At 44.5% G+C, this 23,845-nt stretch carries 23 protein-coding genes; 14 read left to right on the forward strand and 9 right to left on the reverse strand.

Annotated features, from left to right (window positions below; all coding sequences use genetic code 11):
- Positions 1-18: 18 nt before the first annotated feature.
- The 3 genes from G6R11_RS18685 to G6R11_RS18695 all read right to left on the reverse strand — a co-directional run bounded on the left by G6R11_RS18685 (position 19) and on the right by G6R11_RS18695 (position 3,971).
- Positions 19-1,191, reverse strand: a complete 1,173-nt coding sequence (locus G6R11_RS18685) for a glycosidase (RefSeq protein ID WP_163134575.1) — start codon at positions 1,189-1,191, stop codon at positions 19-21.
- A gap of 52 nt (positions 1,192-1,243) precedes the next feature.
- The gene (locus G6R11_RS18690; protein WP_163134576.1) at positions 1,244-2,599 is read right to left on the reverse strand and encodes a phosphomannomutase; all 1,356 of its coding nucleotides are present in this window, start codon (positions 2,597-2,599) and stop codon (positions 1,244-1,246) included.
- 103 nt (positions 2,600-2,702) lie between these two features.
- Positions 2,703-3,971: an ABC transporter substrate-binding protein gene (locus G6R11_RS18695; protein ID WP_163134577.1), complete on the reverse strand. Its 1,269-nt coding sequence runs from the start codon at positions 3,969-3,971 to the stop codon at positions 2,703-2,705.
- A 382-nt stretch (positions 3,972-4,353) separates the two neighbouring features.
- Here G6R11_RS18695 and G6R11_RS18700 point away from each other — a divergent pair, with 382 nt between their 5' ends.
- The 6 genes from G6R11_RS18700 to manA all read left to right on the forward strand — a co-directional run bounded on the left by G6R11_RS18700 (position 4,354) and on the right by manA (position 10,368).
- A complete protein-coding gene (locus G6R11_RS18700) occupies positions 4,354-5,226 on the forward strand; it encodes a carbohydrate ABC transporter permease (protein WP_163134578.1) in 873 nt (290 codons plus the stop codon).
- Between the two features lies 1 nt (position 5,227).
- On the forward strand, positions 5,228-6,154 hold the full coding sequence (locus G6R11_RS18705; protein ID WP_163134579.1) for a carbohydrate ABC transporter permease: 927 nt from the start codon (positions 5,228-5,230) through the stop codon (positions 6,152-6,154).
- A 4-nt stretch (positions 6,155-6,158) separates the two neighbouring features.
- Entirely contained in the window at positions 6,159-6,761 is a 603-nt protein-coding gene (locus G6R11_RS21995) for a DUF624 domain-containing protein (protein ID WP_370525675.1), read from the forward strand.
- 15 nt (positions 6,762-6,776) lie between these two features.
- The gene (locus tag G6R11_RS18715; protein WP_163134581.1) at positions 6,777-7,997 is read left to right on the forward strand and encodes an AGE family epimerase/isomerase; all 1,221 of its coding nucleotides are present in this window, start codon (positions 6,777-6,779) and stop codon (positions 7,995-7,997) included.
- Complete coding sequence (locus tag G6R11_RS18720; RefSeq protein ID WP_163134582.1) at positions 7,984-9,066, forward strand: ABC transporter ATP-binding protein; 1,083 nt, start codon at positions 7,984-7,986, stop codon at positions 9,064-9,066. Before G6R11_RS18715 ends, G6R11_RS18720 begins: the two co-directional genes overlap by 14 nt.
- Before the next feature lie 105 nt (positions 9,067-9,171).
- Positions 9,172-10,368 (forward strand): mannose-6-phosphate isomerase, class I, encoded by a 1,197-nt coding sequence (gene manA / locus G6R11_RS18725; RefSeq protein ID WP_163134583.1) that lies wholly within the window; start codon positions 9,172-9,174, stop codon positions 10,366-10,368.
- A gap of 135 nt (positions 10,369-10,503) precedes the next feature.
- Here manA and groL read toward each other — a convergent pair whose 3' ends face one another.
- Positions 10,504-12,162, reverse strand: coding sequence for a chaperonin GroEL (groL, locus tag G6R11_RS18730; protein ID WP_163134584.1), 1,659 nt, complete (start codon positions 12,160-12,162; stop codon positions 10,504-10,506).
- 52 nt (positions 12,163-12,214) lie between these two features.
- Positions 12,215-12,505 carry a co-chaperone GroES gene (locus tag G6R11_RS18735; protein ID WP_163134585.1) on the reverse strand — a complete coding sequence of 97 codons (291 nt, stop codon included), beginning with the start codon at positions 12,503-12,505 and terminating at the stop codon, positions 12,215-12,217.
- Between the two features lie 334 nt (positions 12,506-12,839).
- Between G6R11_RS18735 and G6R11_RS18740 the strand changes: the two genes are divergently transcribed.
- Positions 12,840-13,022 carry a hypothetical protein gene (locus tag G6R11_RS18740; RefSeq protein ID WP_163134586.1) on the forward strand — a complete coding sequence of 61 codons (183 nt, stop codon included), beginning with the start codon at positions 12,840-12,842 and terminating at the stop codon, positions 13,020-13,022.
- A gap of 68 nt (positions 13,023-13,090) precedes the next feature.
- On the opposite strand, the gene G6R11_RS18745 is transcribed toward G6R11_RS18740, so the two are convergent.
- Positions 13,091-13,573 carry an FxsA family protein gene (locus G6R11_RS18745; RefSeq protein WP_205472926.1) on the reverse strand — a complete coding sequence of 161 codons (483 nt, stop codon included), beginning with the start codon at positions 13,571-13,573 and terminating at the stop codon, positions 13,091-13,093.
- 193 nt (positions 13,574-13,766) lie between these two features.
- Here G6R11_RS18745 and cutA point away from each other — a divergent pair, with 193 nt between their 5' ends.
- Together cutA and G6R11_RS18755 are read left to right on the forward strand one after the other, a co-directional pair.
- Entirely contained in the window at positions 13,767-14,087 is a 321-nt protein-coding gene (gene cutA / locus G6R11_RS18750) for a divalent-cation tolerance protein CutA (RefSeq protein ID WP_163134588.1), read from the forward strand.
- Positions 14,063-15,853 carry a protein-disulfide reductase DsbD gene (locus G6R11_RS18755; protein WP_163134589.1) on the forward strand — a complete coding sequence of 597 codons (1,791 nt, stop codon included), beginning with the start codon at positions 14,063-14,065 and terminating at the stop codon, positions 15,851-15,853. The genes cutA and G6R11_RS18755 overlap by 25 nt, the downstream gene beginning before the upstream one ends.
- A gap of 49 nt (positions 15,854-15,902) precedes the next feature.
- On the opposite strand, the gene G6R11_RS18760 is transcribed toward G6R11_RS18755, so the two are convergent.
- On the reverse strand, positions 15,903-17,921 hold the full coding sequence (locus G6R11_RS18760) for a methyl-accepting chemotaxis protein (protein WP_163134590.1): 2,019 nt from the start codon (positions 17,919-17,921) through the stop codon (positions 15,903-15,905).
- A gap of 317 nt (positions 17,922-18,238) precedes the next feature.
- Between G6R11_RS18760 and G6R11_RS18765 the strand changes: the two genes are divergently transcribed.
- Complete coding sequence (locus tag G6R11_RS18765; RefSeq protein ID WP_016402042.1) at positions 18,239-19,135, forward strand: LysR family transcriptional regulator; 897 nt, start codon at positions 18,239-18,241, stop codon at positions 19,133-19,135.
- 50 nt (positions 19,136-19,185) lie between these two features.
- Here G6R11_RS18765 and G6R11_RS18770 read toward each other — a convergent pair whose 3' ends face one another.
- Positions 19,186-20,208: a GlxA family transcriptional regulator gene (locus tag G6R11_RS18770; protein ID WP_163134591.1), complete on the reverse strand. Its 1,023-nt coding sequence runs from the start codon at positions 20,206-20,208 to the stop codon at positions 19,186-19,188.
- Between the two features lie 96 nt (positions 20,209-20,304).
- Between G6R11_RS18770 and G6R11_RS18775 the strand changes: the two genes are divergently transcribed.
- Together G6R11_RS18775 and G6R11_RS18780 are read left to right on the forward strand one after the other, a co-directional pair.
- A complete protein-coding gene (locus G6R11_RS18775; protein ID WP_163134592.1) occupies positions 20,305-21,243 on the forward strand; it encodes an alpha/beta hydrolase in 939 nt (312 codons plus the stop codon).
- Positions 21,244-21,390: 147 nt separating this feature from the next.
- Positions 21,391-21,684 carry a DUF5522 domain-containing protein gene (locus tag G6R11_RS18780; protein ID WP_205472929.1) on the forward strand — a complete coding sequence of 98 codons (294 nt, stop codon included), beginning with the start codon at positions 21,391-21,393 and terminating at the stop codon, positions 21,682-21,684.
- 14 nt (positions 21,685-21,698) lie between these two features.
- On the opposite strand, the gene G6R11_RS18785 is transcribed toward G6R11_RS18780, so the two are convergent.
- Complete coding sequence (locus G6R11_RS18785) at positions 21,699-22,184, reverse strand: ABZJ_00895 family protein (RefSeq protein WP_163134594.1); 486 nt, start codon at positions 22,182-22,184, stop codon at positions 21,699-21,701.
- Positions 22,185-22,450: 266 nt separating this feature from the next.
- Between G6R11_RS18785 and G6R11_RS18790 the strand changes: the two genes are divergently transcribed.
- The gene (locus tag G6R11_RS18790; protein ID WP_163134595.1) at positions 22,451-23,059 is read left to right on the forward strand and encodes a LysE family translocator; all 609 of its coding nucleotides are present in this window, start codon (positions 22,451-22,453) and stop codon (positions 23,057-23,059) included.
- 62 nt (positions 23,060-23,121) lie between these two features.
- Positions 23,122-23,787, forward strand: coding sequence for a response regulator transcription factor (locus tag G6R11_RS18795; RefSeq protein WP_016402048.1), 666 nt, complete (start codon positions 23,122-23,124; stop codon positions 23,785-23,787).
- Positions 23,788-23,845: the final 58 nt, after the last annotated feature.

Here is a 23,845-nt window from a genome sequence, read left to right on the forward strand (position 1 = left end):
TTGCGACTTCTAGGCTTACTAATTAAATGCTTTATTGGCATCAATCAATGCAATTCGCTGTTGCACACAAGCAGCAGATGTAAGTGGATCTTGCGGGGTATTCACAACGTAATCAACCAGTTGATCTACTGAGCTTTTCAGTACGTGACAACGTGTGTCGGAAGAGGCGTAATAAATAAACACCTCTCCTGTTTCAGTTGCCACCATACCATTGCTAAAGACGACGTTTGAAACATCCCCCACCCGCTCAGCACCTTCTGGAGCCAGAAAGTGACCACTGGGACGATGGGTCACTTTAAGTGGATCGCTCAAGTCAGTCATAAAGCAGTAGAGCACATAACGCAGACCCGCTGCGGTGTTGCGTACGCCATGAGCAATATGCAGCCATCCGGCATTCGTCTTAAGCGGAGCTGGGCCTTGGCCGTTCTTGGACTCTTTAATTGTGTGATAGGTTTTTGGTTCAATCACATGCTCCAACTCAACTTGGCAGTTTTCCATGCTGTCGGCAAATGCCATCCCAATGCCTCCACCTTTACCAGCTTCAATAAAACTATCTTGGGGGCGGGTATATAAGGCATATTTTCCGTCAACAAATTCTGGGTGCAGCACTACATTGCGCTGTTGTGCTGAGCGCGTTTTTAGGTCGGCAAGACGCTGCCAAGTTTTTAAATCTTTAGTACGAACGATACCACACTGCGCAATAGCTGCTGACTCGTCACCAGCTGGAGCTTTAGGGTCTTTTCGTTCAGTACAGAACAGACCATAAATCCAGCCATCTTGGTGCTTGGTTAAGCGCATATCATAAACATTTGTGTCAGGATCATTGGTTTCTGGAATTTGGCAGGGCTTATCCCAAAAGTGGAAACCATCAATACCATTGTCGCTTTCTGCCACGGCAAAGAAAGACTTTCGATCATTCCCTTCTACCCGAGCCACAAGATAGAACTTGCCGTTTAAACTAATTGCACCGGGGTTAAGTACGGCGTTAATGCCTAGACGCTCCATCAAATAAGGATTGCTTTGTGGATTGAGATCATAACGCCACTCCAAAGGGGCATGCGCCGCTGTTAATACTGGATGACTATAGCGACTAAAAATGCCATTGCCGGGCAGTACTGGCTGATTTTCAATTTTATGTGTTTCCTGGCTTTCGGCTCGTAACATGGCCAATCGTTGTTGGAACTGACTCATACTTTTAGTGTCCTTAATTTGTTCATTGTTTAGATGAGATAGGTGATGGCGGCTAAGCAAGTAGCGCTAGTAGCTCATTGGTCTTTTGCTCCAGCAATTTGGGATCTTGCTTGGTCTCAATATTTAGCCGTAGTAAAGGTTCGGTATTAGAGCAGCGAAGATTGAAGCGCCATTGCTCAAAGGCCACACTCACGCCATCTAGGCGACTCACAGCTGTAGCTTGCTCGGCATAGTGGGCAAGCACTTGTTCTACCCGTTGTTGGCCATCATTTACATTCAGATTGATTTCACCCGACACTGGGTAGCAGGTTTGACGCTCGCTTACCAAGGTAGACAATGCTGTACTGCAGCTCACCAATTCGGCGACGAGCAACCAAGGCAACATGCCACTATCACAGTAAGCGAAATCTCTGAAGTAGTGATGCGCACTCATTTCTCCACCATAAATGGCATCCTGCTCGCGCATTTTTTCTTTGATAAAAGCATGGCCAGTTTTACTTTCGATAGCTTGACCGCCCAGTGCTTCTACTAAATCGATGGTATTCCAGGTTAGTCGAGGATCATGAATAACCTTCTGCCCAGGGTGTTTAATTAAGAAGGCTTGAGCAAGCAAGCCTACCAAGTAGTAGCCCTCAATAAACTGGCCCTGCTCATCAAATAAGAAACAACGATCTACATCACCATCCCAAGCCACTCCAAAGTCAGCACCATGGGTAATTACCGCTTCGGCGGTTTGTGCACGGTTTTGTTTGAGCAAAGGGTTAGGAATACCGTTTGGAAAATTGCCATCGGGCTGATGGTTGAGCTTGATGAACTCAAAAGGCAGGTGCGCTTCCAGTTGGTCCAGCATATGCCCCGCTGCACCGTTTCCCGCATTAACCACAATTTTAAGTGGCTTAAGTTTTCTCTGGTCAACAAAACTAAGAATATGAGCGCTATAGCTCGGGCCAATGTCCAGCTGTTCGTAGCCCCCAACAGAGTTAGTTGCATGGCAACTAGCAAAATTGGGATCGGCCACCAAGGCCTCTATGTCGCGCAAGCCGCTATCACCACTAATAGGTTTAGCGCGCTCACGAACCAGCTTCATGCCGTTGTAGTCCTTGGGGTTATGGCTGGCAGTAACCATGATCCCGCCGTCGAGCTGCAGGTGGTCGGTGGCAAAATAAACTTCTTCGGTGCCCACTAAACCCAAATCAATAACCGTGGCACCCTCGTCACGTAGCCCTTTAATTATCGCCTTTGATAATGCAGGGCTACTGAGACGAATGTCATAACCAAGGGCTACTGTTTTAGCTTTCAGGTGAACGGCAAAGGCTCGGCCGATACGGTAGGCCAACTGTTCGTTTAGCTCATCGGGTAAACGGCCACGGATGTCGTATGACTTAAAGGCGCGAGTAGTAAACTTCATAGAAATTCCTGGTAACGTTACGATTTTTCATTTAAAAAAATGAGTATTTATATCAGTGCTTGGCAAACCCACTGCATTGTAGTGGGTCCAATCTTATCAAGTACTATTTCAGTACCCGTTTTTTAGCACGGTTCCAACGCTTATCCAGCTTCTTCAACGACGCTTCAAGGTTAGAAGAAGTCACCAAATCTTGGATATAGCCACCCGAGTAGAAATCAATCTTGGCACGGTTGGTCACTGCGATAAAATCACTAGAATAAATCGGTGCTTCAATCACCTCTGGCGAGTAACTCATTAATTCTTCAATTTGAGCCAAAGACACTTTCTTAGACTTGATAGTAGGAATAAAACCCGAGATTTCCTCAAAGTTGGTTTCCTCTAACAAGTACATCAAAAAGGCCTTTGTGGTTTCTTTATTCTTTGAGAACTTGCTAATGGCGTAGCCCCAATCACTATTTAGCTGAACGCGCAGATCGCCAGCTTCATTAACAGGCATAGGCATAATACCTATGTGCTCACTGTCAATTCCGCGATCGATCACTTGAGGAATAAACCAACTACCAAGATAGAACATGCCAGCATCGCCGTTAGCTAGCGTGGATTTGGATTCCTCCCAAGAATTGGTCATTAGGTCAGCCTCAGTCCATTTGTTTTCCACCAAATGCCTAAGCACACTAAATGACTGATGATAGGCGGTCTCACCAGAAAATGCGTCATCACGAACCAGCATGTTTTCATACACGCCACGATCCCCTGCTACCGTGACAGGGTACTTATCCCAGTACTGCAAGGGCCACTGGGCGCCAAAGTTCAAATAGAAAGGGACTTTGCCTAACTTGGCAATTTTCTCAGCTGCTTCATACAGCTCGCTAATCGTTCGAATTGGCACTTCTACTTGTGCTTCAGCGAGTACTTGCTTGTTATAGACGAGGCCTTCAATTTGATTGCCCATAGATAAGCCGTAAACCTTGTCTTGGTGGCGCCACACGTCGTAGAAGCGCACCTCGTCGGCTTGATACATATTTAAGGGTTCATAAAACTTTGAATACTGCTCTTTGGGTACAGACGGCAGCACCAACACCAAATCACCGTAGTCATTAGTATTCATTCGCGGGCGTAAGCTCCCCTGATAATCAGCAAAGGCCACCACCTTTACCTCGGTCACTTGCGGGTACTTACGTTTGAAGCCTTCGGTATATTGCTGATATACACCCGACTCAATTAAATCGGTACGATTAGTGAAGAAGGTGATCTCTCCTTTTACCTGCTCTACTTCTAGCTCAAAGCCCGCTGTTGCTGCTGCGCTAGTAACAACGAAGGGAAAGCTAAATACAACGTTAACCAACACTGCTTTCGCAATTGCCAATTTCATAATTTGTTTCCTTACTGGTTCTGCGATATGTCCAACAGCAAAAATGATAACGTTTCGATAACTTACCATCAATGACAAATAGCCTTTAATAGAAATTATGTGAGCCATATCAAGCAAAAGTCAGTGCTATCATTCATTTTGTTATTGCCTCCACATACTGAACAAGCCCAGTAAATACGGGCCATTATCTCAAAGCAAGTCAGTTAAGTAGTACTCTCTAAAGTGACGTGAGCTTCCTCACACATTTCACCCAAACAACAAAATTCCGTTTGCAGCAAAAAAATCGTGACGTTACCATTATTGAAAATCAACGATATTTGTAGTGGTTTAACACCGGGTATTTGCCAGTATGGAACTCACCGATGTTTGCATGGGAGCTTAAATGTTCAGTTTGTCTTTGAAGCAACAACAGAGACTCATCACGGTGCTTTTTTTGGCTGTGCCACTGTTGCTGTTATTTACCTTTTCTTACTATCCCGCCAGTCAGCTGTTCTATATCAGCACAACTGATTGGGATGGTTACGCCACAAGCAAAGACTTTATTGGTCTAGAAAACTACCAATACTTGCTCGAAGATACCGAGCTACTAAGTCCTTTGCTTAACTCGCTTTATTACTTTGTGGGTTCGGTGATTCAGATAGTCTTGTCGCTGTGGTTTGCGGTGCTGGTCAATACTAAACTAGCTGGGCGCAACCTATTTAAGACTCTATTGTTCATTCCTTTTGTGCTGAATGCTGTTGCCGCGTCGATGGTGTTCCAAATCTTCTATCAAGTAGATGGTGCACTGGATAGCTTCCTCGCAAGTATCGGCCTACACGAGTTAATTCGCCCTTGGTTGATGGATGCAGACATTGTTAACTGGTCTCTGGTAGCTGCTTCGGTATGGCGCTATTTAGGATTTAACTTAATTTTGTTTTTTGGGGTTTTACAGTCAATACCCCAAGACCAGTATGAAGCAGCACGCATAGAAGGAGCCAGTGAATGGCAGCAGTTTCGCTTTATCACCCTGCCCTCTATCAAGCTAATTATGGGCTTGCAGATCCTTTTGGCTTTTGTTGGTTCACTTTCAGTATTTGAAATTCCGATGATCATCACCAAAGGCGCTAATGGCACCAAAACCTTTGTGATGGCTACGCTAGAAACCGCATTTACTTTCAATGACTTTGGTCTAGCTTCGGCAATGGCTGTGGTGTTACTGGTGATAGTTGTGTTCTTTATGATTCTGCAGAAAATTCTATTTGGCGGGAGTAAATAACATGCAAGCAAACCAAACAATTGCGTCGATAAAAGAGCCCGAACAGACAATGAACAGTAAGCAATTAGAACACGCTCGAGTATTAAATAAACTTAAGCAGCCTTCTTGGGTATTTTGGACATGCATCAAATACCTAACACTAATCCTAGCCTCGTTAGCTGTGTTAGTTCCTCCCTATGCGGTACTTATGGCCTCGTTTAAAAATGCCAAGGAGTACTACGCCACGAGCAAAGTGGCGCTACCAGAGTCCTTTTTGTACTTCGACAACTTTGTGCAAGTGATTGCCGAAGGGAACTTAGGCTTAGCCTTTGCCAATACAGGTATAATTTTATTCGTGTCATTGTTTTTTACCGTGTTGTTTGGCACCCAAGTAGCTTATGTATTGTCACGGTTTAACTTTAAGGGCCGCAGCTTAGTTTTGCTGGCCTATGTGGTAGCCATGGTTATTCCAGCAGTAACCACACAAGTTGCGACTTTTGAGATCATCAAGTCGCTAGATCTAATCAACCATAAGGGCTCGGTCATCTTGCTCTATGTTGGCGCAGATGTGGTGATTATTTATCTGTTCCTACAGTTTATGAAGGGCATTCCCTTAGAGCTGGATGAAGCCGCTAAGATTGAGGGCGCCTCTTACTTCACAATCTACTACCGGATTATTTTGCCTTTACTGAAGCCAGCAATAGCCACGGTAGTGATTCTAAGAACCATCTATATCTATAACGACTTCTATTTTCCATTACTGTATTTGCCTGAACGCGAACAAGTGACGGTATCTACAGCCCTGTATAAATTCACCTCGGTATTCGGTACCGAATGGACAGTGATTTCGGCAGGCATCATTATCATTTTGATTCCCTCTATCATCGTCTTCTTGCTACTCCAAAAGCATGTGTATGCCGGTGTTACCAACGGCGCAGTAAAGGGCTAAATAAATGAACCTGACTTTATCTAGCAACCACAGTAGTCCACTTATCCAACTCTGCTATTGGATAACACGTCTAGCTTGGATCAACCTATTAATGCTGATGTTCAGCTTGATTGGAGGGGTGCTTTTTGGCCTGACACCTGCGCTGATAGCCAGCTATAAAGCAATTGGACACTACCAAGATGGCGGTCATCAACTTAAATTTGGTCATTTTTATCGTCTATGGAAGGCCAACCTAGGCTACAACAAACAAGGGTTTGCCTTACTAGCTTTAAGCTTTGCTTTGCTTTGGTATGCGCAACTATTGCTAGCTAGTCCTCACAATGCACTAAACCTAATAGCGTTTTCACTATACCCCTTAACTGGGCTCACGCTTTGTATTTATAGTAATTTGGTGTTACTCGCAGGTACAGATGAAACAGTCAGCCAAGGGAAGACAAATGCAGCTGTGGCAATGTTGGTAAAAACTCCAGGTCTTAGCCTGTGCTTTCCTTTTAGCCTACTGGGCTGCCTATTAATCTATTTAATGTCCCCTATAACAGGGCTAATTTTTTTGGCCACTCCTGCTCTGCTACTTAGCAAGCTTATTTATAACCAAACCAACGGGTAGTTTAAGGATCTTATAATGCTAACCCCTCTTAAACTCAAACAAGCAGTTGCTCAAGAGCTAGAACAGAACATTCTCGAGTACTGGCTCAAGATGATGGATGTAAAGCACGGTGGCTTTTACTGCTTTGCTGACTTCGACGGCTGTATTGACAGTGAACATAAAAAGTCGGTGCTGCTGCACTCACGTATTCTGTGGAGCTTTGCTGCTGCTTATCGAGTATTGCCTAATGACAAATACCTTGCCGCCGCCGAGCATACCTATAACTTTATTATCGAGCATGCGCTAGACCGCGAACATGGTGGCATGTATTGGATGCTAGATGCCCAAGGACAGCCCTGTGATAAGCAAAAACACGTTTACAATCAAAGCTTTGCCATTTATGCATTAAGCGAATACTACCAAGCTAGTGGTAACGAAAAAGCACTTAAAATAGCCATTGAGCTATTTGAACAAATCGAGAACTACGCCTACGACAATGATTTTGGAGGTTATAGTGAAGCCTTTAGTCAAGATTGGAAAAGCATCGATAATCACCTGGTTTGCGATACCGAAGAAGACGTGTTGGCTGACAAATCGATGAATACTCATTTACACATTATGGAAGCCTACGCCAACCTGCACCGATGCTGGCCTAATGCCTTAGTTCAACAGCGTATCGAAGAGCTACTGAGACTGTTTAAAGACAAAATTATTAACCGCTCTTTACACTTTGGCCTGTTCTTTACTAGTGACTGGAAATGCATCTCTAAAGATGTTTCCTACGGCCATGATATTGAAGGTACTTGGCTAATGGATGATGCAGCTAATCAACTTAGTAACCGAACCTTCGCACAGGAGATTAAAGCCCTTACCTCGCGTATGGCCAAAGTCACATTAAAGGAAGGACGCGACTCTGATGGTTCTATTTTCAATGAGTTACGAGAAGGCCGCATGCTCGACAGTGATCGCATTTGGTGGGTGCAAGCAGAAGCCATGGTTGGTTTTTACAATGCCTTTCAAAAGGAATTTTTACCCGCCTTCTGGGAAGCTACTCACACGTGCTGGTCGGTTATTGCCAACAATTTGGTAGATGACCAAAACGGTGAGTGGTACTGGCGAACCAACCGCCATGGTAGCCCATATTTAAACGACCCTAAAGTCGAGCCATGGAAATGTCCTTACCATAATGGCCGTGCTTGTCTTGAGATCTATTCACGAATTAACGCCTACGAGGAATACAATAATGCATGCTGTTGAAGTCAAATCCCTGAGCAAGGCTTATGGGAAAGAAACCATACTCGACACTATTGACTTAGCAATGGATGCGGGAGGATTCACGGTATTACTTGGCCCTTCTGGCTGCGGTAAATCTACGCTACTTAGATTAATAGCAGGGCTTGAAGATATTACCTCTGGTAGCATTCATATTGGCGAGAAGGACGTTACTCTAGCGGACCCGAAAAACCGTGATATATCTATGGTGTTTCAGTCTTATGCATTATTCCCACATATGACCGTTGAGCAGAACATTGGCTTTGGAATGATGATCAATAAAAAGCCCAAAAGCCAAATAACTAAACGTGTTGAAGAAATAGCGACCATGTTGCAAATTGATCATTTACTGCAACGAACTCCAGCTCAACTATCTGGAGGACAGCGTCAACGAGTAGCGATTGGTCGCGCTCTAGTACGCAACCCTAAAGTATTTTTGTTTGATGAACCCCTCAGTAACTTAGACGCGAAATTACGCGGAGAAATGCGTTTGGAGCTGAAAAAGCTTCACGATAAATTAAACGCCACAATCGTCTATGTAACCCATGATCAAATTGAAGCTATGACACTTGCTACTAAGGTAGTAGTGCTAAATGGTGGCGAAATTCAGCAAATTGGAAGCCCTCAAGAAATCTACAACAAACCTGTAAACACCTTTGTGGCTAAGTTTGTTGGCGCACCTCAAATCAACTTAATAGAAGGTAGTTTATCTAAAATAGAAAATGAATGGTGCTTTATAGCTGAGGACATATTAATACCTGTTGATAATTACGCCTTTGTAACCCCCCCAACGGAGGGCCAATTAGTTCAGTTAGGCATTCGTCCCGAACATATTTCTCAACCCAACAAAAACAGTCATTTCAAATTACAACTAAACGTTAACGCCTTTGAAATGACTGGTTCAGAAACCATTGCAGAGTTAAGCGTTGGTGATCAAAAGGTTCGAGGAAAACTGGATGCCGACATAAGTATTCAAAATGGCGATGAGTTGGAGTTAGAACTCCTACTAAAGAACATTTCGCTGTTCGACACTAAAACAACCCGCCGTATATAACAACAATCATTTAAACCTGATGAGAGCTGATTAGGCAGCTCTCATAGCTAGCTGCTGCTTTTTTTTCATAAGGCGACATACAGCACTAATATCAATGGATTAACTATGGCCAAGTCAACTCAATACTTTTATCTCTTAGAAAACACTATTCAAAACTACCCTTGGGGAAGCAAAATAGCTATTGCAGAACAGTTCGACTTTATAAATCCGGAGCTGTTGCCACAAGCAGAACTGTGGATGGGTACCCATCCGAATGGTTGCTCAAAGACTCATCAACAAGGCGAGTCATTGACGCTTAAAGCCCTAATTGATTCCGACAAGGCCGCTGCACTCAACCCTCAAACTGCTGAGCAGTTTGGTGAATTGCCATTCCTGCTGAAAATTCTTGCCGCTGAAACGCCACTGTCAATTCAAGTACACCCCAATAAGCAGCAAGCTGAAACTGGCTTTGCGTGTGAGAATGCGCAACACATTGCACTAACAGATAAAACCAGAAACTATAAAGATCCCAACCATAAACCTGAACTTGTATATGCACTTACTAACTATGAGGCAATGAATGGCTTCCGAGAGTATTCTGAAATTCTCAATGACTTCAAACAATTAGCCTTGAGCAGTATTGCTGGGCTAGTCAATAACTTCTCCAACACTCAAACATCCAGTGGACTAGAAGAGTTTTTTGTTAGCCTTCTTAACCTTCCAAAGGATACTTTAAACAACGCGCTCAACGAACTACTGGAACGACTGCCCAACATCAGTAATAGCTGCGCCACAGCCATGGTCACACGCTTATCTAAGTATTATCCGGGAGACGTTGGTCTATTTTTCCCATTTTTACTTAATATCGTTACCCTTAAGCCAAATCAAGCTATGTATCTAGATGCAGGAACACCACACGCTTATATTAGAGGCACTGGTTTGGAAATCATGGCTAACTCTGACAACGTGTTACGCGCAGGCCTTACGAAAAAGCATATCGACACAAAAGAACTAACAAAATGCGTAGTATTCGAGCCAAAGCCATTGATAAACATAGTACTAGAACCTAGATTACTTGAGCATGAAGAGTGCTACCCCGCTCCCGTTGACGACTTCAAATTCAGTATAATTAATACCCCCACTTACCAGCACATCGAGAATACTAGTGCCGAAATTCTTTTAGCGATCGATGGAGGAGCAATGCTATATCACGGCAGTGGTGAAACCCTAAAACTAACCAAAGGTAACTCAGTATTTGTTCCCGCTTGTACAAAAGGTTATAGGCTTACAGCGAATGGGCGAGTGGCTAGAGCTCGCAATTAATACGCCGATTCACGTATTAGTATCAATTGTAGCTACCATCGAAACTTCCATTAGAGTGAATAAAAAAGCCCGTAAAGCAATGCTTTACGGGCCCTAAGAAACTTTATGAGTTTCTATGAATAGCTGGAGCGATGATTACATCATACCGCCCATGCCACCCATACCGCCCATGCCACCCATGCCGCCCATATCTGGAGCGCCACCAGCAGCTTTGTCTTCTGGTTTGTCGGTGATCATACATTCGGTAGTGATCATCAAACCAGCAACAGAACCGGCAAACTGTAGTGCAGAACGGGTTACTTTAGTTGGGTCAAGAATACCCATCTCTAGCATGTCACCGTATACGCTAGTACCAGCGTTGTAACCAAAGCTCGCTTCGCCTTCTTTCACTTTATTCGCTACTACAGAGGCTTCGTCACCTGCGTTAGTTACGATTTGGCGAAGTGGAGATTCCATAGCGCGAAGTGCTAAACGAATACCTACGTTTTGGTCTTCGTTGTCACCTTCTAGGCCAGCAACTAGTGCCGCAGCGCGTACTAGTGCTACACCACCGCCTGCTACCACACCTTCTTCTACCGCTGCGCGAGTAGCGTGAAGTGCATCTTCTACGCGGTCTTTCTTCTCTTTCATTTCTACTTCAGTGGCTGCGCCAACTTTAATTACTGCAACACCGCCAGCTAGTTTAGCTACACGCTCTTGAAGTTTTTCTTTGTCGTAGTCTGAAGAGGTTTCTTCGATTTGTTGACGAATTTGAGAAACACGACCTTGAATCGCAACTTCTTCACCTACGCCATCAATGATAGTGGTGTTGTCTTTAGAGATAACTACACGCTTAGCGCTACCTAGGTCTTCTAAAGTGGCTTTTTCTAGCTCCAGGCCAACTTCTTCAGAGATAACAGTACCGTTGGTTAGAATAGCGATGTCTTGAAGCATAGCTTTACGACGGTCACCAAAACCAGGCGCTTTAACAGCAGATACTTTAACAATACCGCGCATGTTGTTTACTACTAACGTTGCTAGCGCTTCGCCTTCTAGGTCTTCAGCAATGATAAGCAATGGCTTACCCGCTTTAGCTAGAGCTTCTAATAGAGGAAGCAATTCGCGAATGTTAGAGATTTTTTTATCAGCCAATAGAATGAACGGGTTGTCTAGTTCAACAGTGCCGTTTTCTTGGTTGGTGATGAAGTAAGGAGATAGGTAACCGCGGTCAAACTGCATACCTTCAACAACATCTAACTCATCAGTTAGTGCTTGGCCTTCTTCAACGGTAATTACGCCTTCTTTGCCCACTTTTTCCATTGCTTCTGCAATGATGTTACCAACAGTGGTATCAGAGTTAGCAGAAATAGTACCTACTTGGGCAATCGCTTTAGTATCAGCACATGGAGCAGATAAACCTTTTAGTTCTTCTACTGCTGCAATAACTGCTTTGTCGATACCGCGCTTAAGGTCCATTGGGTTCATGCCAGCAGCAACCGCTTTTAGGCCTTCGTTTACAATGGCTTGAGCCAATACTGTTGCGGTAGTAGTACCGTCACCGGCTGCATCGTTGGCTTGAGAAGCAACTTCTTTCACCATTTGTGCGCCCATGTTCTCGAACTTGTCTTCTAGTTCGATCTCTTTAGCTACCGATACACCATCTTTAGTGATGGTTGGTGCGCCAAAAGATTTGTCTAGCACTACATTACGGCCTTTAGGACCTAATGTAACTTTAACTGCGTCTGCTAGTACGTTTACACCCGCTAGCATTTTGCTGCGAGAATCATTTCCAAAAATTACGTCTTTAGCTGCCATGATACCTTTCCTAATATTCGTTCAGCTTTTTCTTAACCAGAAAAAAGGGAGATTATTCTACAATTGCTAGAATGTCTGACTCAGACATGATCAGCACTTCTTCGCCGTCAACTTTTTCAGTTTTAACGCCGTAGCCTTCGTTGAATACAACAGTGTCACCAACTTTTACGTCTAAGGCTTGGATTTCACCATTTTCAAGCATGCGACCTTTGCCTACAGCAAGTACTTCGCCACGAGTCGACTTTTCAGCCGCAGAACCAGTAAGCACGATGCCACCAGCTGATTTATTCTCTTGGTCTTTACGTTTGATGATAACGCGGTCATGCAACGGACGGATGTTCATTGCTATCTCTCCTTAAATAAAACAATCGTGTTTTGTCTGTAAAAATATGCAGCCTAGGGCCACAAAGCTTTAATGTTGAATTTAAGATGGGGGCGTAAACGCTGCATACAAGGGTTAGTAACAATTTTTTTTTGGTTTTTTGTCGCGAAAACTTGGCCAATATCAAAATGAAAACACTTTCAGTAACAAATTTTACAAAAAACACTTGAACCCAGATAAAAATTTGAGCAGGATCACAACCACTGGTCATACAAGACAGTTATACCAACAATTAGATAACAAACAGATAACAAGTTGTTGGTTTTATTTGGCGTAACAGCGGGAGCACTTGATTATGCAGCCAATTTACATTGCATTTGAGCGTTTGAGTGGTTTTCTAAGCAAAGAGAAAACTGTTTACTTACCATTTCTGGGTAGCGTTGAAGAAGCCGAAGAGCATCTTCGTTCCGACGAGTTTGATTCGTTTTTGTCTACTAGCAAAGGCTTGAATCCTCGTGTGGTAACACAAAGGCACTAATTGCCTTAGCAACATTTACAGATAAAAAAAGAAGGGCTATTGCCCTTCTTTTTTTGTATTGATTTCGATTAGTCGTCCTTTCTTTCGTACTCACCTTCGATGGTGCTGCCTGGCTTATTATCTACCTTACCGCTAGGTGGATTGGCATCTTTCACATTGCCCTCACCGGGTGTTTGAAAACGCATAGACTGCATTTTTAAGGCCTGAGACTTTAGCACTCGAGCGGCCAATAAAGCTCGCAGCGGTGGCAGCAAAATAAGCAAACCAAAAAAGTCGGTAATAAAGCCTGGCATCACTAACATTGCGCCAGCAATAATTAGCATTAAGCCTTCAATCATTTGTTGAGCTGGGGTTTCTCCCCGCTCCATTGCCGAACGCGCCTGAAAGGCGGTTTGCAATCCTTGGCTACGAACTAGAGATGCACCAACCAATGCAGTAAGAATGGTTAAGGCAATGGCGCTTAACGCGCCCATTTGGCTGCCCACCTGAATTAACACATAAATCTCTGCGTAAGACAGGCCAGCAAACAATAAAAATACATATAAAAACAAGGCGTAGTTCCTCAAAGTCATGGAGAAGCTGAAAATCTGCTTCATCCTAAGAGTAAAATATGAGGGCGGTGGGAGCAAATTTAAAGGCTTATGCTCAATAAACCAGCAAACAGCAGGGCATTTCGCTTGTTTAATGGCGCTTCAATAGCAAGTTTCTACACTCAAAGTGACATCTGCTTACAAGAGGCTCAATATGGAAACCGCTTGCTATTTAGTTCTCACCACTTTTGATAATGTAGACACAGCCCAGCACTTTGCGCAGCAGCTGGTTGAAAAAAAATTAGCGGCTTGTGTTAATATTTTGCCGCAAGTCAGGTCTATTTATCGCTGGCAAGACAATATTGAATCCAGTAATGAAGTACAGCTACAAATTAAAACCAATTTGCGCTGCTTACATCCCTTACAGTGTTATTTTAAACAGCATCATCCCTATGATTGCCCAGAATTTATTGCGCTACCCATTGAACAAGGAGCGAGTGACTACCTGAAATGGCTAAACGATTCTTTACAATAATATTTTTGCTCTGCCTGAGCTTACCGAGTATTGCCAACAACTTACTCGATCAACTGCCCGGCCTTAAGGCCTCTCCTAGTTCTAACGCTAATGAATTTTTACCTGTAGATAGCGCTTTTGCTTTTAACTTTGTTGAGCAAGACGGCGCCTTACACCTTAGTTGGCAAGTCGCCGAAGAATACTACCTTTACCAAGCCCAATTTAAAGTAGAGGCAGATGGCCAAGCGATTGATTTAAGTAAGCTGCTGCCACAAGGCAAGCTCTATAACGATGCTTACTTTGGTGAAGTGTTTATTTATCCGCAAGATGTCTCTTTCTCTGTGCCGCTTGGTCAGTTAAATCAAGCCAACAATATTCAGGTTACGTATCAAGGCTGCGCAGAAGCCGGTTTATGTTATCCGCCAGAAACCAAACAGGCTTTTCTGTCGCAATCTTCAGCCGCTAATGGCGTAACAGAAGAACCCAGCGCAACAACGGCTCCGATGGTGAGCAATGATGGTTCGGTACCCATTAGCCAACAATGGGTGCTGGCCGATCGCCTCACCAATAACAACATTTGGCTCAATGTATTGTTGTTTTTTGTATTAGGCATAGGGCTAGCCTTTACGCCTTGTGTATTCCCTATGTATCCCATTCTTACCGGGATTATTGCCGGTGCCGGTAAACAGCTAAGCACTAAGCGCGGCTTTAGTTTATCTATGGCCTATGTGCAGGGCATGGCAGCCACCTTTACCGCCTTAGGTTTGGTAGTAGCCAGTGCAGGCTTACAATTTCAAGCAGCCCTGCAACACCCGATAATTCTAGGCGGCTTAGCCGTGTTATTTGTGGTGCTAGCGCTGTCTATGTTTGGCTTATTTAACCTGCAACTGCCCAACGGCTTGCAGCAAAAGTTGAATAACTTAAGTAACCAGCAGCAAGCAGGTTCGTTATCTGGCTCTGCCATTATGGGCATGATATCTGGCCTAGTGGCCTCACCTTGCACCGCCGCCCCACTCTCTGGAGTGCTTATTTACGTGGCGCAAAGTGGCGATCTCGCCTTAGGTGCGATTACCTTATACAGCTTGAGCTTAGGAATGGGCTTGCCGCTATTACTGCTAGGTGCGAGCAGTGGGCGCTTACTGCCAAAAGCCGGCGCGTGGATGAATCACGTTAAAACCTTCTTTGGGGTAATGCTGCTTGCAGTTGCGATTTTAATGCTGGAACGCTTTTTATCTAGCGAAGCTATTCGCATCCTCTGGGCTGCCTTAGTGATTGGCGCTAGTGGTTATTACTACCACCAAAACCGCTTAGCGCTATTAAGTGGTTGGCAAACCTTTAGGCAACTATTGCTGTTGGCAGTAATGGCTTTGAGCTTGTTATGGGCTGCTCAACCTTGGTTTGCGCCTGCGCCAACCCAACAGCAGGGTGAGTTTATTCAAGTAAGCAACTTGGAAGAAATGCAGCAGCAACTGCAGCTAGCGGCCGAACAAGGCAAACCGGCTTTAGTGGATTTTTATGCCGATTGGTGCACTGCCTGTAAGGATTTTGAGAATAAAACTTTTCACGCTCCGCAAGTTGCTGCCAAGCTAGACAAAATGGTGTTAATCCAAGCGGATGTTACTCAAACCAATGCCACCGCTATTCAGCTTCTCAATCATTATGAAGTGCTAGGATTGCCAACAATATTGCTGTTTAATCAAAGCGGTGAAGAGTTAAAACAAGCCCGAGTCACCGGCTTTATGAACGCCGAAGCCTTTAGTGCTCATCTTATCTTGAACGGTTTGTAAGCCACAAAAAAGCCACCCAAGGGTGGCTTTCTATTTTAAAGCTTAGTCACTAGGCAAACTTAAAGCCTTGCACCAAATTCACCTGCTCTTTAGCAACCGACTCTAAGTCATCGCTCAAACGGTTTAGCTCTGTTACCACAGTAAGGTTTTGTTGTGCAGCACTTGATATGGTTTCCATGCTGCAAGACACATCCACACTGGTGGTTTGCTGCTGGTTGGTTGCCACACTAATCTCTTCGTTAAGTAGTGATAGATGCTCAATGTGGCTGGCAATGTCTCCAATTTTTTGGTTAATCGCATTCACGTTACCGGCATTTAGCTCCATGCTCTTATTACACAGCTCAATTTCCTTCACCGCTAGCTCGGTATCTTGCTGTAAGCCGCCAATCATGGTTTGAATTTCGGTAGTAGAAGAAGCGGTGCGCTGGGCTAACTGGCGAACTTCATCGGCCACTACCGCAAAGCCTCGGCCTTGCTCACCAGCACGGGCTGCCTCAATCGCAGCGTTAAGTGCTAACAAGTTTGTTTGCTGAGTAATGCCTTCAATCACCTCTAGAATGCCAAAAATAGCGTTACTGCTTTCACTCACATGCTTCACTCTATCGGTAGAGCTGGCAATGTTAGCCGCTAGTGCTTGGTTGTTTTCTAGGGCTTCTTCGGTAAGGCGAACGCCGTCTTGCGTGCTATCGCTAATTTCGCGCATACCTTGCGCTGCTGAGTCTGCCCGGCGCGCTACATCTTGAATCGCTTGCTCCATTTCGGTCATAGCGGCCGACACGGTAATACATTGGCTACGTTGCTCGTCTAGCTGCTTCATAATGTCGCTACCGTGCTGACGGTTTACGGTAGAGGCTTGGCCTAAGGCTTCACTCTTATCACGCAAGCCCGTTACGGTATCTCGCTGCTGATCGATAACCTGATTTAGCTGATTGCTCAACATGCCAAACTCGTTGCCACTTTGGTACTGACAGCGCTGGCTCAAATCACCCTCTGCTAAGTGCTTAAGAGTGTTAATCAGTTGCTTCAGCGGCGTTCTAATCAACTGCTGAATAATTAGACCCATGGCGATACAGAACAAAATGGTTAGAGGAATAACCACTGCGCCACTGTTTATTAAAGTAGAGATGCTGCCAGAGGCTTCTTCAATTTGCTGTTCGGTAGCACTTTGGCTCTCGGCAGTAAGCGCGCTCAAGTTACCGTTTACGTCTTCTAGTTGGTCGGTAATAGAAGCCTTAAGCTTCATCAATTTATTTTGTTTAATCAGATACTGCTGGTACTGACCTAGTAAGCCACCAAACTCGGTCACTTCGTTTAGTAACCATGGAATTTGGGTTACCAATTCATGCTCGCCTTGTTGATCTTTCAGCTCTTTCTCAACAATCAAGTCACCAAAGTCTTCTTCTACAAAAGTCTTGGTTTCGCGATTGTTGGTAATCACTTTAGAGACTTCGCGAGGATCGGTTGAATTAAGCACATTAATAGTGGCTAACTGCATTGCTGATAAATCGGCACTTACTGCTTCAAGCAAAATCTTGAGCATACTAGGATCTTCTTCATCAAATAGCTGGCCTAACAACAAGTTAATACGCAGTGATATGCCTTGGAAGCTAGCGGTTCGCTCAGATAATGAGGTTCCGCTGGAAATGACATCTTGATGCAGCTCAATAAGGTATTCTGCATCTTCAAACAACAGTTCATTTTGCTGTTGAACAAGGCTAAAGTTTTCGCTTTCTACGCCATTTTCCGACAGCCAATTTACCAATACTTGCTCTGCCGCTTTGTAATCGACCACGCGTTGATGGTATTGCTCAATAAGTTGATTAACTTTCTGCTCGTCGCGTTCTTGGATGGTGTTATTTAGCACCCGCTCTACAGCGGTTAAACTACGATCAAGCTGGTTCGTATGTCCCATTAAAGGGAAAGCTTGAGTGATCACTTCACTCATTGTGTTTTCTGCCTGTTGCATTTGTTTCCATGCAACTAAACCGAGCACCAGCAATACGATACATAGCATTGAAAATGTCGCCAGAATCAACTGGGTAATGGACAATTTTTTATGTACTAGCATCTTTATCTCACTTCTATAATGTGTTCACTTCCGTATGTAAGCGCTTACATGATAACTGTGTGGCAAGCTGCTAATGGATTATGTTTTCAATATACAAAATTATGAAAAAACGTTTTCGAGAGCCAAGCGATCTTTATGTGAACGTTAATAATATCTAACTGATTAAAAGAGTGATTAAGCTCATAAAAGCAGCAATGGTAAATACCAAGTAGTGGCACAAAGCACATTCTACTTATGAAATAAATTTAGTTTGAGCTTGCTATACAGAATCGCTGCAGCCGAGTAAGCTAGGCACGTAGACTAACGACGAGCTCAATATGCAACTTGGAAAAATTAACTTAAATTTACTCAGTGCTTTGTATTATTTACTGCAAGAACAAAGCGTTACTCGCGCTGCAGAAAAAATGCACTTAAGCCAATCGGCCATGAGTAAACACTTAGCTAAATTACGCGAGGTATTTGGCGACCCTTTACTGGTAAGAGTACAAGGGCAGTTGCAGGCAACCCCCAAAGGTATTGAGTTAAAAGCCCAAGTAGCCCCCTTATTAGACTCGGTAGAAAACCTGCTCCACCAACAAGCCTTTGAACCTAGCCTATGCCAGCGTACCTTCACTATCGCCACTTCAGACTACGTAAGTGAACACTTACTGCCAAAAGTGCTCGGAGGTATTTATCAGCAGGCACCTCAGCTAAACATTGAGCTGTGTAATTGGGACCACACCACCAATCGGCTATTGCATAGTGGCGAAGTAGACTTAGGCATGACGCTGCCGCCCAGAGATAGCACCGAGTTACACGCCACTACCTTAGGCACCGATCACCTAGTGTGTTTAATGCACCAACAACACCCCTATTTGTCGATAGCGCAACCCAGCATGAGCGATTATTGCCGTTATCCGCACGCTATTATTACCACAGGTGCAGACAAAAACAGCCATATTGATCGCCACCTTAGCCAGCAAGGTTTACAGCGCCAAATTCAATTTCGCGCCTCTTCTTACCCCGCTACGGTGCAAATCCTCAGTGAGACACGGTTTATTCTCACCTTGCCTGCAAAAATTGCTAAGCAGCTACTAAAGCAGCGCCCTTTAGCCATGGTTGCTTTGCCCTTCGAGGTTAGCCCTTTTGACTACTCGCTGATTTGGCATCATCGCAACCACCACGATCCAGCTCATACTTGGTTTAGACAGCAAATCCACCAAGCTATGACCTAGCCATGTAAGCGCTTACTTAGCCTTTAAGCTAGATAACTTAATAAAACTGACTAACCCACTGCCATATGTTGCTGATGTTGAATACCAAACTGCTGCCTATAGCTTTCCATGGTCATAGCCATTTGTTTTTTGAATAAACGGCGAAAACTGCTTTCGTCTTGGTAACCAACTTCTAACACAATTTTGTTGCTGGGTAATTGGGTCGCCTCAAGTAAACCGCAAGCTTGATTAACTCTAAGCTTCTGCAGATATTGCAAGGGTGAGCAATTTAAGGCGGCTGCAAAGCGACGCTTGAGTTGGCGGTCACTAATGTTGAGCTCTTTTGCTAAACCCACCATATTTATGTCTTGGCTACTGTTACGCTGCAAATAAAGTTGCGCCTGTTGCACTAAAGCATCTTGGTGATCTGGTTGATAGTGGTGAGCACGATAAGGTGCTGCCGGTGGCGCATTAAGATCCATCATCAACAACTTGGCGGTGTTGATTGCCGTTTGGTGGCCAGCAAAACGTTCTATAAGGCGCAATACCAAATACTCATAAGCCATACTACCGCCAATCGAACACAGTAAATTGCCATACTCGGCAATGGTATTTTGGCTATCAATGGTTAAATGAGGAAAAGCGCGGCGGAAGTGGTGCTCATTACGCCAATGCATTAATGCCGGATTCTTGCCCAGCAAATCGGCTTGGGCTAGCAAAAATGCCCCAGTGCACATACACACAATCATTTTGTTATTGGCTACATGCCGCTGAAGCACCGGCACCATCACTTCACTTTGGCGCATCGCCGTTTGCACTTTCTCAAAGTTACTGGCCGATTGATAAATGCCGGGAATAATCCAAATATCCGGCTGTTCTGGGCGAGCAATAAAACTGGCCAAATCCACGTCGGCAGCAATACGTAGGCCGTTTGTAGGCCTTACCGGATTACCATCTAAAGAAACCAACTCCCATTCAAAAAGTGGCATCGCTCCAGATTTAATCAGGCTGTAATTAGCCGCAATCAGCGCGTCCAATATGCCATTTATACCGGTACCAAAACAGTTGTCCATTAACAAAATTGCAGCTTTCATAGCGCGTCCAATTTCACCATTAATATGGCAAATATGACACTTTTTAAGCTAAGCAGCAAATTGCATACTAGTGGCTCAACCTCAGGGAGTGACAATATGACTCAGCCAACTTCAGCCAAGCCAGTAAGCGGCGTTATTACACCGCCACATCAAACCGCTAAACGCCACCAGCGCGTGGTGCCTTTAAGTTACCAAGCAGCCGGTTTGGCCTTTAATCTCGCTGGCTTAGTTAATCAACGCTGGGCAGCAAATACTCTTAGTGAGTTATGGTTTCGAGTATTCAAACGCAAAGTAAGCGCCAATACCCAAGCATTTTGGCAGAGCGCTGAGCAAACCCTTAGCTTAAGCGTAAATCAGCACCAGCTGCCTTTGCACTTGTGGGGCTCTGGGCCTTTGGTTGTATGTTTACACGGTTGGAGTGGCAGCGGCGTACAGTTTCGCCATTTTGTGCAGCCTTTAGTTGAAGCCGGCTACCAAGTAGCAACTTTTGATGCCCCCGGACACGGCAGCCACCAAGATTCGCATAGTCACTTACTCGAATTTAGTGACAGCTTATTGGCTATTCAGCAACAAGTTGCCAAAGTGCATTGTGTGTTAGCCCACTCCTTTGGCGCTATGGCCACCACTACCGCTCAATTACGTGGTTTTACTCCAGCAAAGCTAGTGATGTTAGCCCCTCATTTAGACGTTGATGAAATGTTTAGTACCTACGCCGGTTTACTTAATTTACGCCAAGGCCTTACCGCAAGATTCAAACAGCAAGTGGGTATGAAAATGCAAGACTTGCTTGCAGGAGAGGACCCATGGAAATTGTTTAAGGTGGAGCGTCTTGTGCCAGTGAACACTTTCGGATTATTAGTCAGCGATAGCAACGACCAAGAGGTAACTCAAGCACAGTTTGGCTTAATCGCCCAAAACTGGAGCAAGGCTAAACATCTGCAAACCCAAGGCTTAGGTCACTTTCGTTTGTTAAAAGATCCACTAGTAATCAAACAAACCGTAAGCTTTGTGAGTGAAGAGCGAACAGCAAGCTAGCGTAGGAACTAACACCAAAATACTTTATGCTCGGTTAAAACAGATTAATCAAGACTGATACTCGTGGCACAAATTAGCCCTTCACAATGCCCTGGCTGTGGAAGCCTTTTAAATTGCACTGCCGATAGAAACTGCTGGTGTATGGATATGCCAGCCATTCTGCCGGTGAGCGCCGACCTTAATGAGCGCGCCTGCTTTTGCCAAACATGCTTATCGAAAAAGCTGGCCGAGAAACTAACAGTGCTAATAGCCAACACCCCGCACGATGAGCTACTTACCTTAGCAGAGCGCTACCGTACGCCACCAAATCAGCAGGCAGTTTTGCAAGAACACCTAGACTACAGCATGGAAAATGGCTTGATGGTATTTAGCGCTTGGTATCATTTAAAGCGCGGCAGTTGTTGTGGCAATGGCTGCCGCCACTGCCCTTATCCTAGTTAAAGCAATTAGCCAAGCTAAGCTAGCTTATCGACTTGCTTAACGAAGGTTTTATTGGCAAAGCCATAGCAGAAGCGGGTTAGCCCCCAGAAGATCAGCAATACCACGGCAATAATCGCGTAAAGAGCATGTAAGTCGATAGACAATTCAAACAACAAAGCCGACAACTCCGCCTGCACATCAAGCCAGGCAATCACCCCATAAATCTCATAAAAAGAGTAAGCAAATACCGCTAGCAGTTCCGCCACAGAAATGAATATCGAAGCAAGCCACGACCAAAAGCTTAAATAGCGTAGCTCTTTACGAGTAAGCCCTCGCTGGTGATCTTTCACAAACAACTGCACCGCAATAAATGCCGACAACATCAGGATAATAATGCCTAAAAAACTGTTGGACTCTAAATCTAACCACGACACCACGGTGCCAAAAACTAAGGAACTGGCTAAATAAACCAGTGAAAACCACATTAGGTACTTGTTAAGTGATACTTCAGCCGTTTGCATGCTCTTCTTTTAACCTTACTGCCTAAACTACCCGCGCATATTAACACTAAGACGACAAAATTTAGCATTGGGCTAAACCCTCCAACTTACGCAATATCAATTTAATCTGCGGCTGAACTCGCTCAGCTCACAGTTTTATAATCTTTACCAAACCGAACATTCCAAAATGGAATATATAGAATATCTACAATTCCATTTATCCACTTAGTGACAGGCCCTACACTAGCCGCAGTTTATAAATCTCATTACTTTTCAGGGATGAAGGCGTGTTAGAAGCATTAAGCGCACTGCTATTAATTAATTTATTGGGCATGTTAAGCCCAGGCCCAGACATGGTCATGGTATTGCGCCATGCCAGCGGCGGCAAACGCCAAGCGGCATTATGCGTAATGGGCGTACTAGTGGGTTTTAGCATTCACATTGCCCTTGCTATTGGTGGCTTATCTATTCTTATTAAGCAATCCCCTCTGCTGTTTGAAGTATTGCGTTGGGGCGGCGCGGGCTTTTTAGTATTCCTTGGATTAAGAACCTTGTTTAGTCGCTCAGAGCTTATTGAACTTGCCGCCGAAGGCAAACCTAAGCGCGCTAAAAAAGTGGTGCTAAGCGGTATTGCTTGTAACCTACTTAATCCAAAGATTTTAGTTTTTGTGGTAAGCGTATTTAGTCAGTTTATTGCTAGTGAAACACTACTCAGCGAAAAGCTGATACTCGGGGCGGCTTTGTTACTAGAAACCGCATTACTGTGGTACCTATTGGTACGCATTTTGTCGCATCATAAGGTGCAAATACAGCTGCAACGCTATCAACAATGGGTGAATAGATTTAGTGGCACAACCCTACTTGGAATGGGAACTTTGCTCGGCCTTCACAGTTAAGCCCTCTGCAAATTGAAACCCACAGGGCTTGGTGCTATGGTCAAAAAAAAGGCAGATGAATCATGGTTATGGAAGATACCTACAAGATCATTATCGCTGACGACCACCCCTTGTTTCGTAGTGCTCTTCAGCAGGCAGTACAAACTGCCGTTCCCGATGCTCAGTTACTAGAAGCTGAGAATGTTAACGACCTACTTAAACTGCTCGAACTAGAGCGCGAACCCGACCTACTGTTATTAGATTTAAAGATGCCCGGCGCCAATGGCTTCTCGGCGTTTACCCACTTGCATGGCCAGTACCCAGAGTTGCCAATTGTGGTGATCTCTGCCAGCGAAGAAGTGAGCGTAGTACAGAAAGCCAAGCAACTTGGTGCCACTGGTTTTATTCCTAAATCTACGCCACTGCAACAATTAGTTGCAGCCATTCAGCACATTATTGAAGGTGATGACTGGTTCCCAGAAGGCATAAGCTTTAGCGCTCAAGCAGAGGAAGACCCTCTCGCGGAGCGTTTAGCCAGCCTAACCCCGCAGCAATACAAAGTATTGGTAATGCTTAACGAAGGGCTGCTTAACAAGCAAATTGCCTACGAGTTAAACGTATCGGAGGCCACCATTAAGGCCCACGTTACCGCGATTTTCCGCAAACTTAACGTGAAAAACCGCACCCAAGCAGTAATCGCCTTGCAGCAATTAGAGCTAGAGCCAAGCCCAGAAGATAACGAGATTTAAGAAGCTTCTTTAAATTAGAAAGCCCGCAAGTGCGGGCTTGTACAGGTGCCTATCTGAA

The sequence above is a fragment of the Agarivorans sp. Alg241-V36 genome (assembly GCF_900537085.1).
Lineage (GTDB): Bacteria > Pseudomonadota > Gammaproteobacteria > Enterobacterales > Celerinatantimonadaceae > Agarivorans.

What these genes read in the sequence shown, in the direction of transcription:
- G6R11_RS18720 (WP_163134582.1), top strand. Translation starts at nt 7,984, where the DNA reads ATGCATGCTGTTGAAGTCAAATCCCTGAGCAAGGCTTATGGGAAAGAA.
- G6R11_RS18740 (WP_163134586.1), top strand. Translation starts at nt 12,840, where the DNA reads ATGCAGCCAATTTACATTGCATTTGAGCGTTTGAGTGGTTTTCTAAGC.
- G6R11_RS18775 (WP_163134592.1), top strand. Translation starts at nt 20,305, where the DNA reads ATGACTCAGCCAACTTCAGCCAAGCCAGTAAGCGGCGTTATTACACCG.
- G6R11_RS18765 (WP_016402042.1), top strand. Translation starts at nt 18,239, where the DNA reads ATGCAACTTGGAAAAATTAACTTAAATTTACTCAGTGCTTTGTATTAT.
- G6R11_RS18760 (WP_163134590.1), bottom strand. Translation starts at nt 17,921, where the DNA reads ATGCTAGTACATAAAAAATTGTCCATTACCCAGTTGATTCTGGCGACA.
- manA (WP_163134583.1), top strand. Translation starts at nt 9,172, where the DNA reads ATGGCCAAGTCAACTCAATACTTTTATCTCTTAGAAAACACTATTCAA.
- G6R11_RS18690 (WP_163134576.1), bottom strand. Translation starts at nt 2,599, where the DNA reads ATGAAGTTTACTACTCGCGCCTTTAAGTCATACGACATCCGTGGCCGT.
- G6R11_RS18705 (WP_163134579.1), top strand. Translation starts at nt 5,228, where the DNA reads ATGCAAGCAAACCAAACAATTGCGTCGATAAAAGAGCCCGAACAGACA.
- G6R11_RS21995 (WP_370525675.1), top strand. Translation starts at nt 6,159, where the DNA reads ATGAACCTGACTTTATCTAGCAACCACAGTAGTCCACTTATCCAACTC.
- groL (WP_163134584.1), bottom strand. Translation starts at nt 12,162, where the DNA reads ATGGCAGCTAAAGACGTAATTTTTGGAAATGATTCTCGCAGCAAAATG.
- G6R11_RS18685 (WP_163134575.1), bottom strand. Translation starts at nt 1,191, where the DNA reads ATGAGTCAGTTCCAACAACGATTGGCCATGTTACGAGCCGAAAGCCAG.
- G6R11_RS18780 (WP_205472929.1), top strand. Translation starts at nt 21,391, where the DNA reads ATGCCAGCCATTCTGCCGGTGAGCGCCGACCTTAATGAGCGCGCCTGC.
- cutA (WP_163134588.1), top strand. Translation starts at nt 13,767, where the DNA reads ATGGAAACCGCTTGCTATTTAGTTCTCACCACTTTTGATAATGTAGAC.
- G6R11_RS18755 (WP_163134589.1), top strand. Translation starts at nt 14,063, where the DNA reads ATGGCTAAACGATTCTTTACAATAATATTTTTGCTCTGCCTGAGCTTA.
- G6R11_RS18795 (WP_016402048.1), top strand. Translation starts at nt 23,122, where the DNA reads ATGGTTATGGAAGATACCTACAAGATCATTATCGCTGACGACCACCCC.
- G6R11_RS18700 (WP_163134578.1), top strand. Translation starts at nt 4,354, where the DNA reads ATGTTCAGTTTGTCTTTGAAGCAACAACAGAGACTCATCACGGTGCTT.
- G6R11_RS18735 (WP_163134585.1), bottom strand. Translation starts at nt 12,505, where the DNA reads ATGAACATCCGTCCGTTGCATGACCGCGTTATCATCAAACGTAAAGAC.
- G6R11_RS18785 (WP_163134594.1), bottom strand. Translation starts at nt 22,184, where the DNA reads ATGCAAACGGCTGAAGTATCACTTAACAAGTACCTAATGTGGTTTTCA.
- G6R11_RS18715 (WP_163134581.1), top strand. Translation starts at nt 6,777, where the DNA reads ATGCTAACCCCTCTTAAACTCAAACAAGCAGTTGCTCAAGAGCTAGAA.
- G6R11_RS18770 (WP_163134591.1), bottom strand. Translation starts at nt 20,208, where the DNA reads ATGAAAGCTGCAATTTTGTTAATGGACAACTGTTTTGGTACCGGTATA.
- G6R11_RS18695 (WP_163134577.1), bottom strand. Translation starts at nt 3,971, where the DNA reads ATGAAATTGGCAATTGCGAAAGCAGTGTTGGTTAACGTTGTATTTAGC.